This window comes from Pseudomonas sp. OG7 (assembly GCF_014192825.1).
Classification (GTDB): domain Bacteria; phylum Pseudomonadota; class Gammaproteobacteria; order Pseudomonadales; family Pseudomonadaceae; genus Aquipseudomonas; species Aquipseudomonas monteilii.
On record NZ_JACHYK010000006.1, the window covers coordinates 144,721 to 165,740 of the forward strand.

General features: G+C 62.1%; 19 protein-coding genes, 1 tRNA gene and 1 pseudogene. 15 read left to right on the forward strand and 6 right to left on the reverse strand.

All coding sequences use genetic code 11. The annotated features are described in order from the left end of the window. Positions 1–21 precede the first annotated feature (21 nt). Positions 22–714, reverse strand: coding sequence for a uracil-DNA glycosylase (gene ung, locus FHW75_RS16190; protein ID WP_016713682.1), 693 nt, complete (start codon positions 712–714; stop codon positions 22–24). Between the two features lie 126 nt (positions 715–840). Here ung and FHW75_RS16195 point away from each other — a divergent pair, with 126 nt between their 5' ends. Continuing rightward, positions 841–1,947 carry an enoyl-CoA hydratase/isomerase family protein gene (locus FHW75_RS16195; RefSeq protein ID WP_019097238.1) on the forward strand — a complete coding sequence of 369 codons (1,107 nt, stop codon included), beginning with the start codon at positions 841–843 and terminating at the stop codon, positions 1,945–1,947. Between the two features lie 44 nt (positions 1,948–1,991). On the opposite strand, the gene FHW75_RS16200 is transcribed toward FHW75_RS16195, so the two are convergent. Then, positions 1,992–2,441 carry a hypothetical protein gene (locus FHW75_RS16200; protein WP_016713680.1) on the reverse strand — a complete coding sequence of 150 codons (450 nt, stop codon included), beginning with the start codon at positions 2,439–2,441 and terminating at the stop codon, positions 1,992–1,994. Positions 2,442–2,653: 212 nt separating this feature from the next. Between FHW75_RS16200 and FHW75_RS16205 the strand changes: the two genes are divergently transcribed. The 5 genes from FHW75_RS16205 to FHW75_RS16225 all read left to right on the forward strand — a co-directional run bounded on the left by FHW75_RS16205 (position 2,654) and on the right by FHW75_RS16225 (position 6,468). Further along, entirely contained in the window at positions 2,654–4,135 is a 1,482-nt protein-coding gene (locus FHW75_RS16205; protein WP_019097240.1) for a sensor domain-containing diguanylate cyclase, read from the forward strand. After that, the gene (locus FHW75_RS16210; protein WP_080587351.1) at positions 4,128–4,340 is read left to right on the forward strand and encodes a cysteine-rich CWC family protein; all 213 of its coding nucleotides are present in this window, start codon (positions 4,128–4,130) and stop codon (positions 4,338–4,340) included. Before FHW75_RS16205 ends, FHW75_RS16210 begins: the two co-directional genes overlap by 8 nt. Positions 4,341–4,349: 9 nt before the next feature. Continuing rightward, positions 4,350–5,042 carry a pseudouridine synthase gene (locus FHW75_RS16215; RefSeq protein WP_183674079.1) on the forward strand — a complete coding sequence of 231 codons (693 nt, stop codon included), beginning with the start codon at positions 4,350–4,352 and terminating at the stop codon, positions 5,040–5,042. Between the two features lie 345 nt (positions 5,043–5,387). After that, positions 5,388–6,284 carry an alpha/beta fold hydrolase gene (locus FHW75_RS16220; RefSeq protein ID WP_028614291.1) on the forward strand — a complete coding sequence of 299 codons (897 nt, stop codon included), beginning with the start codon at positions 5,388–5,390 and terminating at the stop codon, positions 6,282–6,284. Positions 6,285–6,394: 110 nt separating this feature from the next. Further along, positions 6,395–6,468 (forward strand) — tRNA-Gly (locus FHW75_RS16225). On the opposite strand, the gene FHW75_RS16230 is transcribed toward FHW75_RS16225, so the two are convergent. Beyond that, positions 6,435–6,635: a hypothetical protein gene (locus FHW75_RS16230; RefSeq protein ID WP_080587352.1), complete on the reverse strand. Its 201-nt coding sequence runs from the start codon at positions 6,633–6,635 to the stop codon at positions 6,435–6,437. The genes FHW75_RS16225 and FHW75_RS16230 overlap by 34 nt on opposite strands. Here FHW75_RS16230 and FHW75_RS16235 point away from each other — a divergent pair. The 4 genes and pseudogenes from FHW75_RS16235 (at position 6,634) to FHW75_RS16250 (ending at position 10,221) form a co-directional block, all read left to right on the forward strand. After that, on the forward strand, positions 6,634–8,340 hold the full coding sequence (locus FHW75_RS16235; RefSeq protein WP_019097243.1) for a SulP family inorganic anion transporter: 1,707 nt from the start codon (positions 6,634–6,636) through the stop codon (positions 8,338–8,340). The genes FHW75_RS16230 and FHW75_RS16235 overlap by 2 nt on opposite strands. Positions 8,341–8,526: 186 nt before the next feature. Beyond that, positions 8,527–8,847, forward strand: a pseudogene (locus FHW75_RS16240) (type II toxin-antitoxin system RelE/ParE family toxin). Next, complete coding sequence (nadS, locus tag FHW75_RS16245; protein WP_025754594.1) at positions 8,844–9,131, forward strand: NadS family protein; 288 nt, start codon at positions 8,844–8,846, stop codon at positions 9,129–9,131. The pseudogene FHW75_RS16240 and the gene nadS overlap by 4 nt, the downstream one beginning before the upstream one ends. Positions 9,132–9,210: 79 nt before the next feature. After that, positions 9,211–10,221, forward strand: coding sequence for a DUF4917 family protein (locus FHW75_RS16250; RefSeq protein WP_027615400.1), 1,011 nt, complete (start codon positions 9,211–9,213; stop codon positions 10,219–10,221). A gap of 46 nt (positions 10,222–10,267) precedes the next feature. On the opposite strand, the gene FHW75_RS16255 is transcribed toward FHW75_RS16250, so the two are convergent. Both FHW75_RS16255 and FHW75_RS16260 read right to left on the reverse strand, forming a co-directional pair. After that, on the reverse strand, positions 10,268–11,482 hold the full coding sequence (locus FHW75_RS16255; protein WP_161990121.1) for an SAM-dependent methyltransferase: 1,215 nt from the start codon (positions 11,480–11,482) through the stop codon (positions 10,268–10,270). 56 nt (positions 11,483–11,538) lie between these two features. Further along, positions 11,539–12,156 carry a TPM domain-containing protein gene (locus FHW75_RS16260; RefSeq protein ID WP_019097247.1) on the reverse strand — a complete coding sequence of 206 codons (618 nt, stop codon included), beginning with the start codon at positions 12,154–12,156 and terminating at the stop codon, positions 11,539–11,541. Between the two features lie 187 nt (positions 12,157–12,343). On the opposite strand from FHW75_RS16260, the gene bglX reads away from it, so the two are divergent. From bglX to FHW75_RS16280, 4 genes are all read left to right on the forward strand, one after another. Then, on the forward strand, positions 12,344–14,635 hold the full coding sequence (gene bglX / locus FHW75_RS16265) for a beta-glucosidase BglX (RefSeq protein WP_027609151.1): 2,292 nt from the start codon (positions 12,344–12,346) through the stop codon (positions 14,633–14,635). 87 nt (positions 14,636–14,722) lie between these two features. Beyond that, entirely contained in the window at positions 14,723–16,480 is a 1,758-nt protein-coding gene (locus FHW75_RS16270) for an ATP-binding protein (protein WP_019097249.1), read from the forward strand. Beyond that, complete coding sequence (locus FHW75_RS16275) at positions 16,474–17,808, forward strand: sigma-54 dependent transcriptional regulator (protein ID WP_183674081.1); 1,335 nt, start codon at positions 16,474–16,476, stop codon at positions 17,806–17,808. The genes FHW75_RS16270 and FHW75_RS16275 overlap by 7 nt, the downstream gene beginning before the upstream one ends. A gap of 257 nt (positions 17,809–18,065) precedes the next feature. Then, positions 18,066–19,385, forward strand: coding sequence for an MFS transporter (locus FHW75_RS16280; RefSeq protein WP_016713659.1), 1,320 nt, complete (start codon positions 18,066–18,068; stop codon positions 19,383–19,385). Between the two features lie 164 nt (positions 19,386–19,549). On the opposite strand, the gene FHW75_RS16285 is transcribed toward FHW75_RS16280, so the two are convergent. Beyond that, positions 19,550–20,302, reverse strand: coding sequence for a membrane protein (locus FHW75_RS16285; protein ID WP_019097251.1), 753 nt, complete (start codon positions 20,300–20,302; stop codon positions 19,550–19,552). Positions 20,303–20,644: 342 nt separating this feature from the next. Between FHW75_RS16285 and FHW75_RS16290 the strand changes: the two genes are divergently transcribed. After that, entirely contained in the window at positions 20,645–20,971 is a 327-nt protein-coding gene (locus tag FHW75_RS16290) for a hypothetical protein (protein ID WP_019097252.1), read from the forward strand. Positions 20,972–21,020: the final 49 nt, after the last annotated feature.

Here is a 21,020-nt window from a genome sequence, read left to right on the forward strand (position 1 = left end):
GTTGCACGGCCCCGGTAATCCTCAAAGCGGCGGCAACGCCCAGTTGATCGGCGCCATGCCACGCTGCTCAAGGAAGCTGTTGGTCCGGCTGAAATGCCCGCAACCCAAGAAACCACGGTAAGCCGACAGTGGCGACGGATGCACCGATTTCAGCACCAGGTGCTTGGTCCCATCGATCAGCTTCTGTTTGCTCTGCGCATGCGAACCCCACAGCAGGAACACCACGTTCGGGCACTGCTCACTGACTACCTGGATAACCCGGTCGGTAAAGAACTCCCACCCCTTCTTGGCGTGCGATGCCGCATTGGCTCGCTCCACGGTCATGGTCGTGTTGAGCAGCAATACACCCTGCTCGGCCCAGCTTTGCAGGTAGCCATGGCTGGCGATCGGGATGTTCAGATCGCGCTGCAGTTCCTTGTAGATGTTGACCAGCGACGGCGGCGTGGCCACACCCGGTTGCACCGAGAAACACAGACCATGCGCCTGGCCCGGCCCGTGGTAAGGGTCCTGCCCAAGGATGACCACCTTCACCTGGTCCAGCGGTGTCGAGTTGAGTGCATTGAAGATCAGCGGCCCTGGCGGGTAGATCTCCTTGCCGGCGGCATATTCGCTGCGCAGGAACTCTCGCAGCTGATGCATGTAGGGCTGGTCGAATTCGGCGCGCAGTGCGGCCTTCCAGCTGGGTTCGAGTTTGATGCGATCGTCGTCAGTCATGGGGCCATCCGTAAACAATGGCGCGACACTAGGTAAGCCCTTCCCGCTTGTCAAACGATCCGACCGACAACCGGCATGTTCGGCCAGGCAGGCCATACTTGTGCGATGACTTGAGCGAGGTAGTCCATGGCCATTCATTGCGAGGTTCTCATCGGCGCCGATGGCGCCCGCATCGGCATTGCCACCCTGGATGCACCCAAGGCACTCAATGCCCTGAACCTGCCCATGATCGAAGTATTGGGCGAACAACTGCATGCCTGGGCCCACGACCCGGGCATTGTCTGCGTGCTGCTGCGCGGCACCGGCGCAAAAGCCTTCTGCGCCGGTGGCGATGTACGTGCACTGGTACAAGCCTGCCGCGACCACCCCGGCAGCGTGCCGCCCCTGGCTGCCACCTTCTTCGCCGCCGAATACCGCCTGGACTTTGCCCTGCACACCTACCCCAAGCCGCTGCTGTGCTGGGGGCATGGGCATGTGCTAGGAGGCGGCATGGGGCTGTTGCAGGGTGCCAACGTGCGTATCGTCACACCCAGCAGCCGGCTGGCCATGCCGGAAATCAGCATTGGCCTGTACCCGGATGTGGGCGCGAGCTGGTTTCTGGCACGGCTGCCGGGCAAGCTGGGGTTGTTCCTGGGGCTGACGGGGGCACCGATCAACGCCCGCGATGCCCTTGACCTGAGCCTGGCCGACCGCTTTCTGGGCGAGCACCAGCAAGAGGCATTGATCGAAGAACTGCTGCAGTTGAACTGGCAAGAGCAGACCGCCCTGCAGCTGAACAGCCTGCTCAAGGCCGAACAGCACCGCGCCTGTGCCGAGTTGCCCGAAGCCCAGTGGTTGCCAAGGCGGCAGGTTATCGATGCGTTGCTCGACGTGGCCGATGCGGCGGCGGCCTGGCGTGCGCTGGAAGGGCTCAAGCATCATGACGACCCGCTGCTGGCCGATGCCGGCCAACGGCTGCATCAGGGTTGCCCACTGACGGCGCACCTGGTCTGGGAGCAAATCCGCAGGGCACGGTATCTGTCGCTGGCACAGGTGTTCCAGATGGAATACAGCATGAGCCTGAACTGTTGCCGTCACCCCGAGTTCAGCGAAGGCGTACGCGCCCGCCTGCTGGACAAGGACGACCAGCCGCGCTGGCACTGGCCCGATGTGGCGCAGGTTCCGGCGGCGGTGGTCGAGGCGCATTTTGCCAAGGTGTGGGAGGGTCGGCACCCATTGGCAGATCTGGGTTAGGCTTGCCGGTGATGGGGCGCAAAGCGCCCCCGCTTCACTTCACCTTACCGCCGCCAGTTGCCTCCTTGCCCCTGGCCACGCTGGCCATCCCAACGCCCGCCACCATTCCCCTGCCTGTTGGAATGCGAATCGCCACGCTGGTAGCGCTGGCTGCCATCACGATAGTCATGGCGATCCCGGTCTTGCCTGTAGTCTTGCCGTTGGCGATTGCCATAGTCGTAGCGGGGGTTGCCATGCCAACGGTTCATCCCCGGCTGCGGATACGGCCGGTATTGCGGCGCGGGGGCTGGCCGGTAGTAATAGCGTGGTGCAGGCTGGTAGTAATAGCGCGGTTGCGGCGTGACGTAATAACGGTCATAGCGGTAATAGCCCGGCGAGACGTAACGGTCGGTGGAATAGTAGTCCGAACGGTAATAGCCCCCGCTCTCGTAGTACGGGGCGCAGGCGGAAGTCATCAGCCCCAGCAGGGCGATCAACAGGATTCGATAGGACATGGCGGCCTCCTGGACCGCTGGAGTGCCCGAACAGCGGCGCTGGCGAGCATCGATGCGTGATGCGTTCATCGACACTGAATAAGACAGCGACGCCAAGGTGCAGTGCCATTTCTGCAACAATTTGATACAGGTGCGATAGCCCCTAAAAACTTGCAGTCATTTATCGGTCATCTCACTAGAATGGGCGGCTCGGCACACATCATGGGAAGATCATGCCCTCACGTTCCGCTCTGTTCTCGCAGCGCTCGCTGATCGTTACCCTGCTGCTGCTGCTGGCCTGCGGCTTCCTTGCTACCTCGCTGCTCAGCTACTTCTCCTCCCGCAGCGCCATCCGCGACGGCATTATCAATACCGAATTGCCGCTGACCTCCGACACGGTCTACTCGGAAATCCAGAAAGACCTGATTCGCCCGGTGCTGATCGCCTCGATGATGGCCCAGGATACTTTTTTGCGTGACTGGGTACTGTCGGGCGAAAAGGACACCCAGCGCATGACACGCTACCTGGGCGAGGTCATGGGTAAGCAGGGCACCTTCACCTCGTTCTTCGTCTCCGACCGCACCCTCACCTACTATCAAGCCAAGGGCGTGCTCAAGCAGGTGCAAGCCGGCACATGGCGCGATGCCTGGTATTTCCGCCTGCGCGACCTCAAGGCCCCCTACGAGATCAACGTCGACCTCGATATGGCCAACCAGGACAGCCTGACCGTGTTCATCAACTACCAGGTGCACGACTACCAGCACCGCTTCATTGGCGCTGCCGGGGTGGGGCTGAGTGTGTCCTCGGTGGTCAAGCTGATCGACCAGTACCAGCGCCGCTACCAGCGGTCGGTCGTGTTTGTCGATGCCGAAGGCAAAGTGTTGCTGACCGGATCCGAAGGTGGTCCGCACGGTTTGCGGGTCGGCCAACCACTGAGCGACAACGCCGAACTGAACGATGTGCTGGCCGAACAGCCAGTACCCGGCGAAGGCAGCCACGAGTACCACGACAGCGACAACCACAGCCACTTCCTCAACGTGCGTCACCTGCCCGAGCTGGACTGGTACCTGTTGGTGGACAAGCGCGAAACCGGCGCCCTCGACCGCATTCGCCATTCCCTGTACTTGAACCTGGCCATCTGCGCGATGATCACCTTGGTGGTGCTGGCGCTGGTGCATGCCATGGTGCGCCGTCATCAGGCCAGCACCGAGGCGCTGGCCACGCTCGACAGCCTTACCGGCCTGCCCAACCGGCGCAGCTTCGACTTGCTCGCCGCCCAGGCGTTGCACGAAGCCCAGCGCGACAGTGGGCCGCTGGTGGCGCTGCTGATCGACCTGGACCACTTCAAGGCGCTGAATGACACCCACGGTCACCTGGCAGGCGACGAAGTGCTGCGCCAGTTCGCCAATGTGCTGCAGGGCAGCCTGCGCCAATCGGATATACTCTGCCGCTGGGGCGGCGAGGAGTTCATCGTGCTGCTGCGTGAAGCCGAGGGTCGGCAGGCCATCGAGGTAGCGGAAAAGATCCGCCGCCGCACCGAACAGCTCACGTTCAGCTACGACGAACACCCCTTGCGCCTGACCACCAGCATCGGCCTGAGCAGTCTGCAACCGGGAGATACCCTGCACGCCCTGCTGACCCGCGCCGACCGAGCGCTCTATCGTGCCAAGCAGGCCGGCCGTAACCGCGTCTGCAGTGAAACCCAAGATGAATGACAGCCAACACTGCCCCGCTTGCGGTGCCCTCAACCAGTGCAGCCTGGCCGACCCCCGCCGCGCCACCCAGGCCTGCTGGTGCTACAGCGTGAGTATCGACCCGGCCGTGCTCCAGGCCCTGCCCGCCGATTTACGCGACAAAGCCTGCCTGTGCCCACGGTGCGCGGCCGTTGAAGAACAACTTCGATCAACCACTTCTCACTGACCTGTTGCAATGCGCCTCGACCGCTTCCTCGCCAACCTGCCCAGCCTCAACCGCCAACAAACCCGCCTGATGCTGGTACAGCGTCGTGTGCGGGTAGATGGACAGGTGGTCAGCGACCCGCTGACCGAGGTACGCGAATTCAGCCGCGTGGAACTGGACGACCAGGTGCTGCAGGCTGGCCGACCGGCGCGCTACCTGATGCTGCACAAACCCACGGGCTGCGTCAGCGCCACCCAGGACCCGCAGCACCCTACCGTGCTCGACCTGCTGCCCGAAGCATTGCGAGGCGACCTGCACATAGCCGGGCGCCTGGATTTCAACACCACCGGGTTGATGATCCTGACCAACGATGGCCAATGGTCACGGCGCCTGACCCAACCTGCCACCAAACTGCCCAAGCACTACCTGGTGGACACCGAGGACGAGATTGGCGAGTACTATGAGGCCAAGTTCCGTGAGGGTTTCTACTTCGCCTTTGAAGACCTCACTACTCTGCCCGCCCAGCTGGACATCCTCGGCCCGCGCCAGGCGCGGCTGGCGATCGTCGAAGGGCGCTATCACCAGGTCAAGCGCATGTTCGGGTTCTTCGACAACAAGGTGGTGGGGTTGCACCGGGAAAGCATGGGCGCGATCCGCCTGGATCCTGACTTGGCTCCGGGGGCGTTTCGTGAACTGACGGCGGAAGAAATCGCCACTGTCTAGGCTGCCCGTTCTGGCCCAAGGTGGTCATACGACCGCTGAGCGACAAAAGTCACAAATTCTCCCGAACGGCACTTGCAGGATCCCCGACCCACTGCTTGAATCCAAATCGTCAGTCTGCATGTGACTAACAAGTCACGCCCGCAGTCGAAGACGCCTTTTGCCGGCCACCCAGGGCCTTGATGCCTTGGGGCACGGCAAATTGCCCGCCAAAAACAATACCGTCGACGCATGTGCCAAGGATCGACACAGGGCCCCCCGGTTACTCTTCAGGCGAATGCCTACCTGTCATAAAGAACGTGCACCCTAGGTGACGCGAATACCCTTTTTGCGCCAGGAGTCGATGACATGAGGCCAGAAATCGCTGTACTTGATATCCAAGGTCAGTATCGGGTTTACACGGAGTTCTATCGCGCGGAAGCGGCCGAGAATACGATCATCATGATCAATGGTTCGCTGGCCACCACGGCCTCGTTCGCCCAAACGGTACGTAACCTGCACCCGCAGTTCAACGTAGTGCTGTTCGACCAGCCGTATGCCGGCAAGTCCAAGCCACACAACCGCCAGGAACGGTTTATCAGCAAGGAGACCGAGGCGCATATTCTCCTTGAGCTGATCGAGCACTTCCAGGCCGACCATGTGATGTCGTTCTCATGGGGTGGCGCAAGTACGCTGCTGGCGCTGGCGCACCAGCCGCGGTGCGTGAAGAAGGCCGTCGTGAGTTCCTTCTCGCCGGTGATCAACGAACCGATGCGCGACTACCTGGACCGTGGCTGCCAGTACCTGGCCGCCTGCGATCGCTACCAGGTCGGCAACCTGGTCAACGACACCATCGGCAAGCATCTGCCATCACTGTTCAAGCGCTTCAACTACCGCCACGTCAGCAGCCTGGACAGCCACGAGTACGCGCAGATGCACTTCCACATCAACGAGGTGCTGCATCGCGACCTGGACCGGGCGCTGGAGGGTGCGCGCAATATCGACATCCCTGTGCTGTTCGTCAACGGCGACCGCGACGAGTACACCACGGTCGAAGATGCCCGGCAGTTCGGCAAGCATGTGGGCAAGAGCCATTTCAGCGTGATTCGTGACGCTGGCCACTTCCTGGACATGGAGAACAAAACGGCCTGTGAAGACACCCGCAGCGTCCTGCTCGGTTTCCTCAAGCCGGCCGTGCGTGAAACGCGTCACCGCTACCAGCCTGTTCAACAAGGGCAGCAGGGGCAGCATGCATTGGCCATTTGAGCGCATCGGCGCCCTGTGGCTGATCCCGCAGGCTATAGGGTGCCGACAAGCTTTTTTATAACTTGGGCTTCTAATTCGTGGAGGGTTCTGGTAAAAAGTGCTGCGCAGACGCGGGTATAGTTTAGTGGTAAAACGAAAGCTTCCCAAGCTTTAGTTGAGGGTTCGATTCCCTCTACCCGCTCCACATTGCATCACCGCATGGCGTTCCAGCAACGTCATCGCTGTCAGAAGGGGCCTCGGCTCCTTTTTTCGTTTCTGCCCTCCCGGTTTGATCTGGCCCATGGCCAATTGCCTGCCGATCCGCTTCAATGCGTAGATGGTTACGTGAAGCATTTCGAAAGGACGACGCATGTTTCTCTCCCGCTGGCTACCGGGCCTTGCCAACCTGCTGCACTACCGCCGCGAATGGTTCCATGCCGATTTGCAGGCAGGCCTCTCGGTCGCGGCGATTCAGATACCCATCGCCATCGCTTACGCACAAATTGTCGGTTTGCCGCCACAGTACGGCCTGTACGCCTGCGTGCTGCCAATGATGGTCTATGCCCTGATCGGCAGCTCGCGCCAGCTGATGGTTGGCCCTGACGCCGCTACCTGCGCGATGATCGCCGGTGCCGTGGCGCCGCTGGCCATGGGAGACCCGCAGCGCATTGCCGAACTGTCGGTGATCGTCACCGTGCTGGTGGGGGTAATGCTGATCGCTGCCGGCCTGGCACGGGCCGGGTTCATCGCCAGCTTCTTCTCCCGGCCGATCCTCATCGGCTACCTCAACGGCATCGGCCTGAGCCTGATCGCCGGGCAGCTGTCCAAGGTGGTGGGGTTCAAGATCGAAGGCGACGGTTTTATCCTCAGCCTGATCAACTTTTTCCAGCGCCTGGGTGAGATCCACTGGATCACGTTGTTCATCGGCCTGGCCGCTCTGGGCCTGCTGATCTGGCTACCACGGCGTTTCCCACGCCTGCCCGCCGCACTGACCGTGGTGGCACTGTTCATGTTGCTGGTCGGCCTGTTTGGCCTCGACCGCTTCGGCGTCGCCATCCTCGGCCCGGTGCCGGCCGGCATCCCGCAGTTGGCCTGGCCGCACAGCAACCTGGCGGAAATGAAGAGCCTGCTGCGCGACGCCCTGGGTATCGCCACCGTCAGCTTCTGCAGCGCCATGCTCACCGCACGCAGCTTTGCCGCCCGCCACGGCTACGCGATCAACGCCAACCACGAATTCGTCGCCCTGGGCGTGAGCAACCTGGCGGCCGGGGTGTCCCAGGGCTTTGCCATCAGCGGCGCCGACTCGCGCACCGCCGTCAATGACATGGTGGGTGGCAAGAGCCAGCTGGTGGGCATCGTCGCCGCGCTGGTCATTGCCCTGATCCTGTTGTTCTTCACCGCGCCGATGGCGTGGATCCCGCAGGCAGCATTAGGCGCCGTGCTGCTGATGGCCGGCTGGGGGCTGATCGACATCAAGTCGCTGGGGCTCATCCGCCGCCTGAGCCGCTTCGAGTTCTGGCTCTGCCTGCTGACCACGGCCGGTGTGCTGGGCCTGGGCGTGCTGCCCGGCATCGTGTTTGCTGTGACCCTGGCGATCCTGCGCCTGCTCTACAGCATCTACCAACCCACCGACGCCGTGCTCGGCTGGCTGCCGGGCACCGAAGGCCAGGTCGACATCCGCAAATTCAAGGAAGCGCGTACCGTGCCAGGCCTGGTGGTGTACCGCTTCGACGACGCGATCCTGTTCTTCAACGCCGACTACTTCAAGATGCGCCTGCTCGAAGCGGTGCAGAGCCAGGACCAACCCAAGGCCGTGCTGTTCGATGCCGAAGCCGTCACCAGCATCGACGTCAGCGGTATCGCCGCCCTGCGTGAAGTGCGCGATACCCTGGCCGCGCAAGGCATCTTCTTTGCGATCGCCCGCGCCCGGGGCACCTTCCTGCGCATGCTGGTGCGCTCGGGGATGGCACGGGAAATGGAAGACAAACTGCTGTTCGGCTCGGTGCGGGCGGGGATTCGGGCGTATCGGGTGTGGCGTAACCGCAACCGTAGCACGCTCATTACCGGAGAGGGCTGAACAGAACGCTATCGCAACCCATTCGGCCCCCTACAGAGAAAAGGACTACCCGCCCCTCGAAAAAGGATGATCGCCCAGTGAGGAGCGGATTCGCTAGCCTCGCTGACCCGATCCTGAATACGGCCGGGCAATCCTTCTCCGTGGCGCTGGACAACCAGCAGCTACGCCAATGGCGTACAACCTGTTATGCTTTTTACCGAAACAGCCGTGTTCACCAAGCGAGTCAAGGAACTCCTTGATGACGATGCCTACCGCTTGCTCCAAGTCCGGCTCATGATTTCACCTGAGGCAGGTGACCTGATCGAGGGAACAGGCGGCCTGCGCAAATTACGTGTGGCCGCAAACGGGCACGGAAAACGCGGTGGTGCCAGGGTTATCTACTACCACTTCATCTCCAAGTCACAGATAGCCCTGCTCTACATCTAGCGCAAGAACGAGCAACCCGACCTGTCCCCCGAGCAACGCAAGGCGCTGAGGTCGATCATTGAACACTGGAGGCACGCATGAACCGCTTTTTTGACGAACTGCTGGAAAGCGTGCAACAAATGGACGACATCGTCCAAGGGAAGCAGGCGCCTTCTCGAGAATTCGAGATCGATGCACTCCTGGTGCGTAACATCCGCAAGGCAACGGGGCTCACGCAAGCACGCTTTGCCGAGATCATCGATGTTCAGGTAGCAACATTGAGGAATTGGGAACAAGGGCGACGAGAACCTACCGGGCCTGCCAAGGCATTACTACGCGCAATACGTAATGATCCTGATCATGTATTAAAGGCCCTTGCGCACTGACAAGGGCCTGTAGGCGTCGCACACCCTGCACGACATGCTAAAGTCCCCCCGCTCCCCGCTCCACCCAACGGACTCCAGCATGCCTGCACTTGACGCCACCCTCACCCCTTGGCCAGAACTCGCCGCCCGCCACCCCTGCGATGCCCTGCTGCTGGGCAACGGCGCCAGCCGCGCAGTGTGGAAGCCTTTCGGCTATTTCTCGCTGTTCGAGGAAGCACAACGCGCAGGCCGCAAGAAAGGCCTGGCGGTCAGTGACCAGGCCCTGTTCAAGTCGTTGGGCACGGAACTGTTCGAGCCGGTGCTCAGCGCCCTCAACACCACCGTGCGCGCCAACGCGGCGCTGGCCATCAACTCCACCGCACCGCTGAACCGCTATTACTCGATCAAGGAAGCGTTGATTCACGCCGTGCGCACGGTGCACCTGCCGTGGCCGCTGATGCCGCCAGCCACCCTCGCGACCCTCAACCAGGCGCTGCGTGGCTACCGCAGCGTCTACACCAGCAACTACGACCTGCTGCTACCGTGGGCTGTACAGAGCGCCCCACACGGCTTCGCCGACCTGTTCGACGAACAAGGCTTCTTCGACGTGCGTCGCACCCGCAGCGAAGGCACGCGGGTGATGCACCTGCACGGCGGCCTGCACCTGCTGAAGCTACCCGACGGCACCACCCGCCAACGCAGCGCCGACAGCGCCGAACTGCTTGATGGCTTTGCCGTGAACATCCCAGGTGAAGTGCCACTGTTCGTCAATGAAGACCGCAGCGAGGAAAAACTGCGCGCCATCCGCCATTCGGATTACCTCAGCTGGTGCCTGGGGCAGCTTGCCCAGGAAAGCCAAGGGGTATGCCTGTTCGGTCAGCACCTGGACAGCAGTGACCAGCACCTGCTCGAAGCCATCCGCCAGGCCCGACCGAAGCAGCTCTCGATTGCTATCCGGCCGGTGAGTGAAGCTTCGGTGATCAACCAGAAGCAGCATTTTGTTGATCGGTTTGGAGATTTGTCGGGGACGCAGGTGCATTTCTATGACGCCACTACGCACCCGCTGGGGCTACCAGATTTGGCGATTGATCGACCAGCGGCTAGACGCTAGCACGCCCGCTGGACGAGCACGCCAGCAGGCTTGCCAGTGGTTGCTTTCAAAGCAAGCCATCCGCCCGCAGCAATGTTTCCAGGCAATGCTCCTGTACCCCATAAAACGCCTTGAGCTGGCCAATCTTCTCCAGCAACTCGCCGTTAGCCACCGGCTGCCGCCGCTTCACCGCAAGAATCATCTTGTTCTTGTTGGTGTGCTCCAGCGAGATGAACTCGAACACCTTGGTTTCGTAACCGCAGGCTTCCAGGTACAACGCGCGCAGGCTGTCGGTGAGCATTTCGGCCTGCTGGCCCAGGTGCAAGCCGTATTGCAGCATGGGTTGCAGCAACCCCGGGCTGTGCAGTTGCGGGCGGATCTGCTTGTGGCAGCACGGCGAGCACATGATGATCGCGGCGTTGCAGCGGATACCGGTGTGAATGGCGTAGTCGGTGGCGATATCGCACGCATGCAGGGCGATCATCACTTCGATGGCCTCGGGAACCACGCTACGTACATCCCCGCACTGGAATTCCAGGCCCGGGTGCTCCAGGCGCGAAGCGGCGGCGTTGCACAAGTCGACCATGTCCTGGCGCAGCTCTACACCGGTCACCTGCGCCTCACGGCCCAGGCTGTTGCTCAGGTAGTCATGCATGGCAAAGGTCAGGTAGCCCTTGCCCGAGCCGAAGTCGGCCACCCGAAGTACCTGTTTCGCAGGTACCGGCGCACTGGCCAGGGCGTGGTCGAAGACCTCGATGAACTTGTTGATCTGCTTCCACTTGCGCGACATGGACGGGATCAATGCACCTTGTGCGTCGGTCACGCCAAGGTCACGCAGGAACGGCCTGGACAAATCCAGGTAGCGCTTCTTCTCGCGGTCATGGCCACTGCTCGCCGCGGCCTCGCGTGGAGCCTGCGCGCCGTGACGTTGCAACATCGGCTTGCCCTTCTTGCTGAAGGTCAGTTGCACTTCGCCATCTGCGTCGAACAGGTGGGCATTGCGGAAGCTGTCCGGCAGCAGCTCGGCTACCAGCGCCTGCGCCTGTTCCAGCGACAAGTTGCGGGTGATGTCGCGGGTCTGGTGGCGGTAGACCAGCGACAGGCATGGCTGGCCCTTGACCTGCAGCGGCTTGGCGATGATCCGTTGCAAGGTCTGGTCGGCACCGACATGGCGCGCCAGCACCAGTTTGACCAAGGTGTTGCCGTGCAAGGCTGCATTCAGAAGGCCGAGAAACCGGGCGCGTGCATCTGACGCAGAGAGGGCGGAAGAACTGGCGGACATGGAGAAACGGTGCCTCGAATAGCGGGAAACGCATTCTACACCCTGCAGGTTCCAAGTCAGTCCAGGATCACCAACCGGTTGGGCAACTCGTTGCGCGCACGGGTAGGCGGCACATGCTCGCTAAGCAGCTCGCCGCAGGCATCGATGCACTCGACAAACCCCTGCAAGGTCCGCCCCTGACGCACCTGCTCGGCAAAGCGGGCGACAATGGCCGCCCGCGCGTTGGTATCCAGATAATGCTCGATACCGCGGTCGACCAGGATCTCCACATGCCGTTCCGCCTCGCTGACGAAGATCAGCACGCCCGTAGCGCCTGCCGTGCGCTGCAAGTTCTGCTCGCGGAACTGCTGCCGAGCCAGCCGCGAGGCGCGCCAGCGACGCAAAGTCCGAGGAATCAGCCAGCCGGCCAGAAGCGGGTTGCGCAGCAGCAGGCACAAACCGACGAACAGCAACACGTTGGCCACCAGCAAGCCACGCACGCTGGGCCAACCCAGCAGCCAATGCAACAGCCCCGGCACAGCCAGCGCCAGCACGGCGGCCCACAACAGCGGCCAATACGCGTAATCGTCAGCACGGCGGGCCAGTACCGTCACCAGTTCGGCATCGGTTCGCTTTTCAGCACGGGCAATGGCTTCGGCAATCTGCCGTTGATGGTATTCGTCGAAGGGGGTCATGCCGTCGGTCTCTTTAGCGTTCTTATAGTTGTTGTCCCGGCATTCGGGGCTTCGTCCCCAGGCGACATATTCAGGCATAATCCGCCGCTGGAAAATGAGCGTGTCAATCGTACAACAATAGCCGCCTGAAAACTTCGGCCGCGCACGTATCACCGCTGGATACGGCAGAGGCCCCACAACGGAATTGATGATGAAATTGTCTTTGCTGGGCCTGGCCATGGGCCTTGCCAGTCAGGCGGCCCTCGCCGCCCCCACCGCCCCGCCCCTGCAGGACAAGCAGGCGTTCATCGACCATCTGATCAGCCAGATGACCGAAGCCGAGAAAATCGGCCAGTTGCGCCTGATCAGCATCGGCCCGGAAATGCCTCGCGACAAGATTCGTGAGGAAATCGCCGCCGGCCGCATCGGTGGCACCTTCAACTCACGCACCGCGCCCGAAAACCGCCCGATGCAGGACGCGGCCATGCGCAGCCGCCTGAAGATCCCGATGTTCTTCGCCTACGACACCGTCCACGGCGAGCGCACCATCTTCCCGATCGGCCTGGGCATGGCTGCCACCTGGGACATGGACGCCGTGGCCAAGGTTGGCCGCACCGCCGCCATCGAAGCCTCGGCCGACGCCCTGGACATGACCTTCGCCCCCATGGTCGATATTGCCCGCGACCCACGTTGGGGCCGCACCAGTGAAGGCTTTGGTGAAGACACCTACCTGACCTCGAAGATTGGCCAGGTGATGGTGCGCTCGTTCCAGGGCAGCAGCCCGGCCAACCCCGACAGCATCATGGCCATCGTCAAGCACTTCGCCCTGTACGGCGCCGTGGAAGGCGGGCGCGACTACAACACGGTCGATATGAGCCTGCCGAAGATGTACAACGACTACCTGCCGCCCTACCGCGCCGCCCTCGACGCCGGTGCCGGCGGGGTGATGGTGGCACTGAACTCGATCAACGGCGTGCCGGCCACCTCCAACACCTGGCTGATGAACGACCTGCTGCGCAAGGAGTGGGGCTTCAAGGGTGTGACCATCAGCGACCATGGCGCCATCCAGGAACTGATCCGCCACGGTGTCGCCCGGGACGGTCGCGAAGCCGCCAAGCTGGCGATCAAGGCCGGCATCGACATGAGCATGAACGACACCCTGTACGGCGAAGAGCTGCCAGGCCTGCTGAAGTCCGGAGAAGTGACCCAGGGCGAGCTGGACCAGGCGGTGCGCGAAGTACTCGGAGCCAAGTACGACATGGGCCTGTTCAAGGACCCTTACGTGCGCATCGGCAAGGCCGAAACCGACCTGAAAGACTACTACGGCAACGACCGCCTGCACCGCGAAGCCGCGCGCGATGTGGCCCGCCGCAGCCTGGTACTGCTGGAAAACCACAACCAGACCCTGCCGCTGAAAAAAGCCGGCACCATCGCCCTGGTCGGCCCGCTGGCCGATGCACCGATCGACATGATGGGCAGCTGGGCCGCCGACGGCAAACCCGTGCACTCGGTGACAGTGCGTGAAGGCTTGCGCCGCGCCGTAGAAGGCAAAGCCAAGCTGGTCTACGCCAAAGGCTCCAACGTCACCGGCGACAAGGCGATATTCGATTACCTGAACTTCCTCAACTTCGACGCACCGGAAATCGTCGACGACCCACGCCCGCCTGCGGTGCTGATCGACGAAGCCGTGAAGGCTGCCAAGCAGTCCGACGTGGTCGTAGCGGTTGTCGGCGAGTCGCGTGGCATGTCCCACGAGTCGTCCAGCCGCACCACCCTGGAAATTCCAGCCAGCCAGCGTGAGCTGATCAAGGCCCTGAAGGCGACCGGCAAGCCGCTGGTGCTGGTGTTGATGAACGGCCGGCCGCTGTCGATCGGCTGGGAACGCGAGCAGGCCGACGCCATCCTCGAAACCTGGTTCGCCGGTACCGAGGGCGGCAATGCCATCGCCGACGTGCTGTTTGGCGACTACAACCCATCCGGCAAGCTGGCCATCACCTTCCCGCGTTCGGTCGGGCAGATCCCGATGTACTACAACCACACGCGCATTGGCCGGCCGTTCACGCCGGGTAAGCCGGGTAACTACACCTCGCAGTACTTCGAAGAGCCTAACGGCCCGCTGTACCCGTTCGGCTATGGCCTGAGCTACAGCAGCTTCGAGCTGTCCGGCCTGAAGCTGTCGCACAAGGACCTCAAGCGCGGTGACAACCTGGAGGCCAAGGTGACGGTGAAGAATACCGGCAAGGTGGCCGGCGAGACCGTGGTGCAACTGTACCTGCAAGATGTGTCGGCTTCGATGAGCCGCCCCGTCAAGGAACTTAAAAACTTCCAGAAGCTGATGCTCAAGCCGGGTGAGTCGCGGACCTTGACCTTCCGCATCAACGAGGATGACCTGAAGTTCTACAATGGCCAGCTGCAGCGGGTTGCCGAGCCAGGTGAGTTCAATGTCCAGGTAGGGCTGGACTCCCAGGCGGTGCAACAGCAGAGCTTTGAACTGCTGTAACTGAAACCGGCCGCCTGTACCGGCCCTTTCGCAGGTAGACCTGCGAAAGGGCCGGCCCCGATCCCCAAATATTCCGGATCCGCCCCAATGCCCTTTTCCTTTCGCGCCCTGCGTCTGGGGCTGATCACCTTGCTCATCCTGCTGGGTACCGCCCTCAGTGCCGGCTGGGCCATGCACCAGGCCAAGCGCCAGGCCATGGAAGACGACGCCCGGCGTGCCAGTCAGCAACTGGGGCTGTACGCCAATGGCCTGCACACCCTGATCGACCGCTACCGCGCCCTGCCCGCCGTACTGGCGTTGGACCCGGAACTGATCGCCGCCCTGCGCGGCCCGGTCAATGAACAGGTGCAGGACGCCCTGAACCGCAAGCTGGAACGCATCAATGGCGCGGCCAATTCCTCCACCCTTGAGCTGCTCGACCGCACCGGCCTGGCCATTGCCGCCAGCAACTGGCGGCTGCCCAGTAGCTACGTCGGCTCCAACTACGGTTTCCGCCCCTATTTCAAGCAAACCCGCAGCCAAGGCAGTGGCCGCTTCTACGCCGTGGGCGTAACCAGTGGCGTACCGGGCTACTTCCTCGCCAGCGCGGTAAATGACGAGCATGGCCGCTTTCTCGGTGCCATGGTGGTCAAGCTGGAGTTCCCCGAGCTGGAACGCGAGTGGCGCCAGGGCAGCGATATCCTGCTGGTCAGCGACGCCCGTGGCATCACCTTCATCGCCAACCAGGATGGCTGGCGCTACCGCGAGCTCCAGCCGCTGAGTGGTGCCGACCGTGCCGAGCTGGCTGAAACACGCCAGTACGACAAACAGCCGCTGGTGCCCCTGCAGCACCAGGTGCTGACCCGTTTTGCCGAGTACAGCACCCTTAGCCGCGTGGAAGGCCCGCAGGGCAGTGCCGAGTACCTGTGGGAAAGCCTGCCGCTGGAAGGTGACCACTGGACCTTGCACCTGTTGCGCAAGCCACAGGTGGCCGCCGATGGCCGCAATGCCGCCTTGGGCGCCGCAGCCGTGTGGCTGAGCTTGGTGTTCGCCGCCCTGTTCGTCAGCCAGCGCCTGCGCCTGGCCCGCCTGCGCCAGCGCAGCCGGCAAGAGCTCAAACGCCAGGTCGAAGAACGCACCCGTGAGTTGCGCACCGCCCAGGAGGGGCTGGTGCAGTCGGCCAAACTGGCCGCCCTCGGGCAGATGTCGGCCGCCATGGCCCACGAAATCAACCAGCCGCTGACCACCCAGCGCATGCAACTGGAAACCCTACGGCTGCTGCTGGACCACGGCCGTTACGACGAAGCGCGCCAGGCCCTCGAACCGCTGGAGCAAATGCTCACACGCATGGCCGCACTGACCAGCCACCTGAAAACCTTTGCCCGCAACAGCCCGGTCGGCCTGCGCGAGCGCCTCGATCTGGCCACCGTGGTCGACCAGGCCTTGCACCTGCTGGAAACCCGCATCCGGAGTGAAGAGGTCGAGGTGGCCTTGTACCTGGCACGCCCGGCCTGGGTACGCGGCGATGCCATTCGTCTGGAGCAAGTGCTGATCAACCTGCTGCGCAATGCCCTCGACGCCATGGCCGACAAGCGCTACAAACGCCTGGAGGTGCGCATCGAGCCAGATGGCGAGCTGTGGCGCCTGAGCGTGCTGGATTCAGGTGGCGGCATTGCCGAGGCCGACCTGGCCAAGGTGTTCGACCCGTTCTTCACCACCAAACCGGTGGGTGAAGGGCTGGGCCTGGGCCTGGCCATTTCCTACGGCATCGTCCACGAGGCCGGTGGCCAACTGCGGGCCGAAAACGTACCTGGTGGCGCACGCCTGAGCCTTACCCTGCCCCGTGACCTGGAGCCTGTATGTTGAATTCAGTGATCGTCGTCGACGATGAAGCCAGCATCCGTACTGCCGTCGAGCAATGGCTGAGCCTGTCCGGCTTCACTGTGCAGCTGTTCGCTCGGGCTGAAGAATGCCTGGCACACCTGACACGGCACTTCCCGGGGGTGATCATCAGCGATGTGCGCATGCCAGGCATGGACGGCCTGCAATTGCTCGAGCGCCTGCAGGCGGACGACCCCGACCTGCCCGTGATCCTGCTGACCGGCCACGGTGATGTGCCCATGGCAGTAGAAGCCATGCGCAACGGGGCCTATGACTTCCTGGAAAAACCCTTCACCCCGCAGCACCTGCTGGGTAGCCTGCGCAGGGCACTGGAAAAGCGCCAGCTGGTCCTTGAAAACCGTCGGCTGCACGAACAGGCTGACCTCAAGTCACGCCTGGAAGGCACACTGCTGGGGATGTCCCAGGGCCTGCAGCAACTGCGCCGGCAGGTGCTGGACCTGGCCGGCCTGCCAGTCAACGTGCTGATTCGTGGTGAAACCGGCAGCGGCAAAGAGCGGGTCGCCCGCTGCCTGCACGATTTTGGCCCGCGCGCCGGCAAACCATTCGTTGCCCTCAACTGCGCGGCCATCCCCGAAGCGCTGTTCGAAGCCGAACTGTTCGGCCATGAAAGCGGTGCCTTCACCGGCGCCCAAGGCAAGCGCATCGGCAAACTGGAGTACGCCAACGGTGGCACGGTGTTCCTCGACGAAATCGAGAGCATGCCACTGGCGCAACAGGCCAAGCTGCTAAGGGTGATCCAGGAGCAGAAACTGGAGCGTTTGGGGGCTAACCAGAGCATCAGCATCGACTTGCGAATCATTGCCGCGACCAAGCCCGACCTGCTCGACGAGGCCCGTGCCGGGCGTTTTCGCGAAGACCTGGCCTACCGCCTGAACGTGGCCGAATTGCGCCTGGCGCCGTTGCGTGAGCGGCGTGAGGACATTCCGCTGCTGTTCGAACACTTTGCCCGTGCAGCAGGCGAAAAGCTTGGGCGCTGCGCACCGCCGCTGTCGGGGGCACAGCTGGCACAACTGCTGTCGCATGACTGGCCAGGTAATGTTCGCGAGCTGGCCAATGCGGCGGAGCGGCACGCGTTGGGGCTAGGTTCGCCGAACATCGAGGTAGCGCCTGCCGGGCAATCGCTGGGCGAGCAGATGGAGGCGTTCGAGGCGCAATGCCTGCGCGCAGCGTTGCGACAGCATGGGGGCGAGATCAAGGCGGTGATGGAGACCTTGCAGCTGCCGCGGCGCACGCTTAATGAAAAGATGCAGCGGCACGGGTTGGTGCGCGAGGATTTTGTCGAGCGAGAATGAGCGGATTTCCGCTTATGAACGACTGGAGATAGGCGGGTTTCCGCTTATTCTTGTGAGATTTTGGGGCTACTTTGCAGCCCGTCGCGACACCTGGCCGCTCCTACAAGGGCCGTTCAAAGCCGTCTATTTCGGGGCTCAAGAAACTCGCAACGCCTTCAAATGAATCACCCTGCCCCCATTTGGCACACCTTCTGCTATTGCCTTGGCAAGCTGCGCCACGGCGCGCTCCACACAAAAACAACGAGAAGGTATCTCTGATGGATAACGCCACCTCCCTGCCCGCCGGGGCGGCCACTGCGCCCGCCGCGGAAAAAACCACCGCCAGCCGCCTGAAGTCGATCTTCAGCGGGTCCATCGGCAACATGGTCGAATGGTACGACTGGTACGTCTACGCCGCATTCTCGCTGTACTTCGCCAAGGCCTTCTTCCCGGCCGGCGACTCCACCGCACAACTGCTCAACACCGCCGCGATTTTCGCCGTGGGCTTCCTGATGCGCCCGATCGGTGGCTGGCTGATGGGCCTGTACGCCGACCGCAAGGGCCGCAAAGCTGCATTGATGGCCTCGGTACTGCTGATGTGCGCAGGCTCGCTGGTCATCGCCCTGACCCCGGGCTACGAAACCATCGGTGTCGCCGCACCGATCCTGCTGGTGATCGCGCGCCTGATGCAGGGCCTGTCGGTGGGTGGTGAATACGGCACCTCGGCCACCTACCTCAGCGAAATGGCCAGCAAGGACCGCCGTGGTTTCTTCTCCAGCTTCCAGTACGTGACCCTGATCTCTGGACAGCTCATTGCCCTGGCGGTACTGATCATCCTGCAGCAGACCCTGACCACCGAGCAGCTGTACGCCTGGGGCTGGCGCGTGCCGTTCGTGATCGGTGCGCTGTGCGCCGTGGTGGCCCTGTACCTGCGTCGCGGCATGGAAGAAACCGCCTCCTTCACCAAGAAGGAAAAGGCCAAGGAAAGCCTGATGCGCACCCTTATGCGCCACCCCAAAGAGCTGATGACCGTGGTCGGCCTGACCATGGGCGGCACCTTGGCCTTCTACACCTACACCACCTACATGCAGAAGTACCTGGTCAACACCGTGGGCATGAGCATCAGCGACTCGACCACCATCTCGGCCGCCACGCTGTTCCTGTTCATGTGCCTGCAGCCGTTGATTGGTGGGCTGTCCGACAAGATCGGCCGTCGCCCGATCCTGATCGCCTTCGGTGTGCTCGGCACCCTGTTCACCGTCCCTATCCTCAGCACCTTGCACACCATCCAGACCTGGTGGGGCGCGTTCTTCCTGATCATGGCCGCGCTGATCATCGTCAGCGGCTACACCTCGATCAATGCCGTGGTCAAGGCAGAGCTGTTCCCGACGGAAATCCGCGCTCTGGGCGTGGGCCTGCCGTACGCCCTGACCGTGTCCATCTTCGGCGGCACCGCCGAATACGTGGCCCTGTGGTTCAAGAGCGCAGGTATGGAAAGCGGCTTCTACTGGTACGTCACTGCCTGTATCGCCTGTTCGCTGCTGGTATACGCAACCATGAAAGACACCAAACAGCACTCGCGGATTACTACTGAGTGAGTTTGAACCTGCCGCAATGAAGAAGGGCGCACCGTTTCGGGCGCCCTTTTTTCATGCATTGTGAATGCATGATGTGATTCGATGAGCCAATGATTAATCCTATTCGGCTCATCATGTGAGCCGAATAGCTCAATTAATCGTCTCACCAGCTCCTGAAACCTGGCTCAGGACATCTCCAACGCCTGACGCGGCTCACGGCGCTGGTACCAGCTGGCCATCAGCACCAGCACCAGCAACACCCCGCCCAGCACAGCCGAAGAGCCGACCGTGCCAAAGTCCAGGCCCCCCTTTTCATGGGGTTTGGTCAGGACATCGCCCAGCGTGGCGCCAAACGGACGGGTAAGCACGAACGCCACCCAGAACAGCACAACGCCTGGAATACGCGTCCAGTAGCGGGCCACCACTACCAAGGCAATGGCACTGCCGATCAGCAACGCGCCGCCAGCAAAACCGAGCCCCGAATCATCGGCCAGGTAATCGCCCAGAGCGGTGCCAAGCGTGTTGGAAAACAGGATCGCCACCCAGTAGAACAGCTCGCCCGTGCGGTTCTTGATACGGGTGACATCCAGTGGGTTGCCGCTCAGGCGCCACACCAGGAAGGTCAGCAGCAGGATGCCGATGAGCAAGGCCGACCCCGTGGCATAACCCAGGCCCAGAGTGCGGTCCATGAAGTCGGACATGGTGGTGCCGGCGGTACTGGTGGAGAGGATCACCAGCCAATACAGCATTGGGTGGTAACGGCGCGAGTAGAGTTGGCCGAGCAACGTCAGCAGGAACACGCTGATCAGCAGCAGCGAGCTGACGGCATAGCCAACGTTCAGCGTCATCGACAGCAAGTCGCCCGCCGTTTCGCCAAGGGTGGTAGCGCAGATCTTCATGACCCAGAAGGCCAAGGTGATTTGCGGGAGTTTGTTCATTGTTGTACCGCTCCAGTTTGAGGTGCGGCGATGGTGCTGATCGTTACCTAAAAAATCGGTTGGTGATGCATGAAAAAAGCGTTGATAAATCTTTGAAACAAGATATTTCGTTCTTAACGTCCCATTAATTCCCACCCTTCAAGCTGAAATAGCTGAAAGAACGACAACGCGCGGGCATGCGGCTCCTGGGTGATGCCACAGCCTGATTCACGAAAAGCGCTCCCATATACATCGAATAATTAGATTTTTAATCGCTATTTTTTGCGCTTTTTAATCAAATTAATCGGCGTAGGATTAAACCCATAGAAACAAACAACCCCTGTAGCCCTTGGAGCAACGACCATGAAAAACAAACTGATCCTTACTCTGGCCCTCTCGGTTTTCGCAGCTGGCGCTTACGCCGAAGATGGCTTCGACCGTACCAACGCCCACACATTTGCAGCGGTACAGAGCCAGTCCGCTACCTACGCTGAAGATGGTTTCGACCGCACCGGTGGCCAACGCTTCGCCGAAGACGGCTTCGACCGCACCGGTGGCCAACGCTTCGCCGAAGACGGCTTCGACCGCACCGGTGGCCAACGCTTCGCCGAAGACGGTTTCGACCGCACTGGCGGCCAACGCTTCGCCGAAGACGGCTTCGACCGCACCAACGCCCACCGCATCAGCTGATCCCTGATGCGTGCACCCAGCCCGGCTTTCGCCGGGCTTGATCATTTGC

Excerpts from the sequence above, each read along its gene's own strand:
- FHW75_RS16260 (WP_019097247.1), bottom strand. The coding sequence starts at position 12,156 with ATGACCCCCTTCGACGAATACCATCAACGGCAGATTGCCGAAGCCATT.
- FHW75_RS16280 (WP_016713659.1), top strand. The coding sequence starts at position 18,066 with ATGGATAACGCCACCTCCCTGCCCGCCGGGGCGGCCACTGCGCCCGCC.
- ung (WP_016713682.1), bottom strand. The coding sequence starts at position 714 with ATGACTGACGACGATCGCATCAAACTCGAACCCAGCTGGAAGGCCGCA.
- FHW75_RS16230 (WP_080587352.1), bottom strand. The coding sequence starts at position 6,635 with ATGCGTCGTCCTTTCGAAATGCTTCACGTAACCATCTACGCATTGAAG.
- FHW75_RS16285 (WP_019097251.1), bottom strand. The coding sequence starts at position 20,302 with ATGAACAAACTCCCGCAAATCACCTTGGCCTTCTGGGTCATGAAGATC.
- FHW75_RS16200 (WP_016713680.1), bottom strand. The coding sequence starts at position 2,441 with ATGTCCTATCGAATCCTGTTGATCGCCCTGCTGGGGCTGATGACTTCC.
- FHW75_RS16275 (WP_183674081.1), top strand. The coding sequence starts at position 16,474 with ATGTTGAATTCAGTGATCGTCGTCGACGATGAAGCCAGCATCCGTACT.
- FHW75_RS16205 (WP_019097240.1), top strand. The coding sequence starts at position 2,654 with ATGCCCTCACGTTCCGCTCTGTTCTCGCAGCGCTCGCTGATCGTTACC.
- FHW75_RS16250 (WP_027615400.1), top strand. The coding sequence starts at position 9,211 with ATGCCTGCACTTGACGCCACCCTCACCCCTTGGCCAGAACTCGCCGCC.
- FHW75_RS16215 (WP_183674079.1), top strand. The coding sequence starts at position 4,350 with ATGCGCCTCGACCGCTTCCTCGCCAACCTGCCCAGCCTCAACCGCCAA.
- FHW75_RS16195 (WP_019097238.1), top strand. The coding sequence starts at position 841 with ATGGCCATTCATTGCGAGGTTCTCATCGGCGCCGATGGCGCCCGCATC.
- FHW75_RS16210 (WP_080587351.1), top strand. The coding sequence starts at position 4,128 with ATGAATGACAGCCAACACTGCCCCGCTTGCGGTGCCCTCAACCAGTGC.
- nadS (WP_025754594.1), top strand. The coding sequence starts at position 8,844 with ATGAACCGCTTTTTTGACGAACTGCTGGAAAGCGTGCAACAAATGGAC.
- FHW75_RS16255 (WP_161990121.1), bottom strand. The coding sequence starts at position 11,482 with ATGTCCGCCAGTTCTTCCGCCCTCTCTGCGTCAGATGCACGCGCCCGG.
- FHW75_RS16290 (WP_019097252.1), top strand. The coding sequence starts at position 20,645 with ATGAAAAACAAACTGATCCTTACTCTGGCCCTCTCGGTTTTCGCAGCT.
- FHW75_RS16270 (WP_019097249.1), top strand. The coding sequence starts at position 14,723 with ATGCCCTTTTCCTTTCGCGCCCTGCGTCTGGGGCTGATCACCTTGCTC.
- FHW75_RS16235 (WP_019097243.1), top strand. The coding sequence starts at position 6,634 with ATGTTTCTCTCCCGCTGGCTACCGGGCCTTGCCAACCTGCTGCACTAC.
- bglX (WP_027609151.1), top strand. The coding sequence starts at position 12,344 with ATGATGAAATTGTCTTTGCTGGGCCTGGCCATGGGCCTTGCCAGTCAG.
- FHW75_RS16220 (WP_028614291.1), top strand. The coding sequence starts at position 5,388 with ATGAGGCCAGAAATCGCTGTACTTGATATCCAAGGTCAGTATCGGGTT.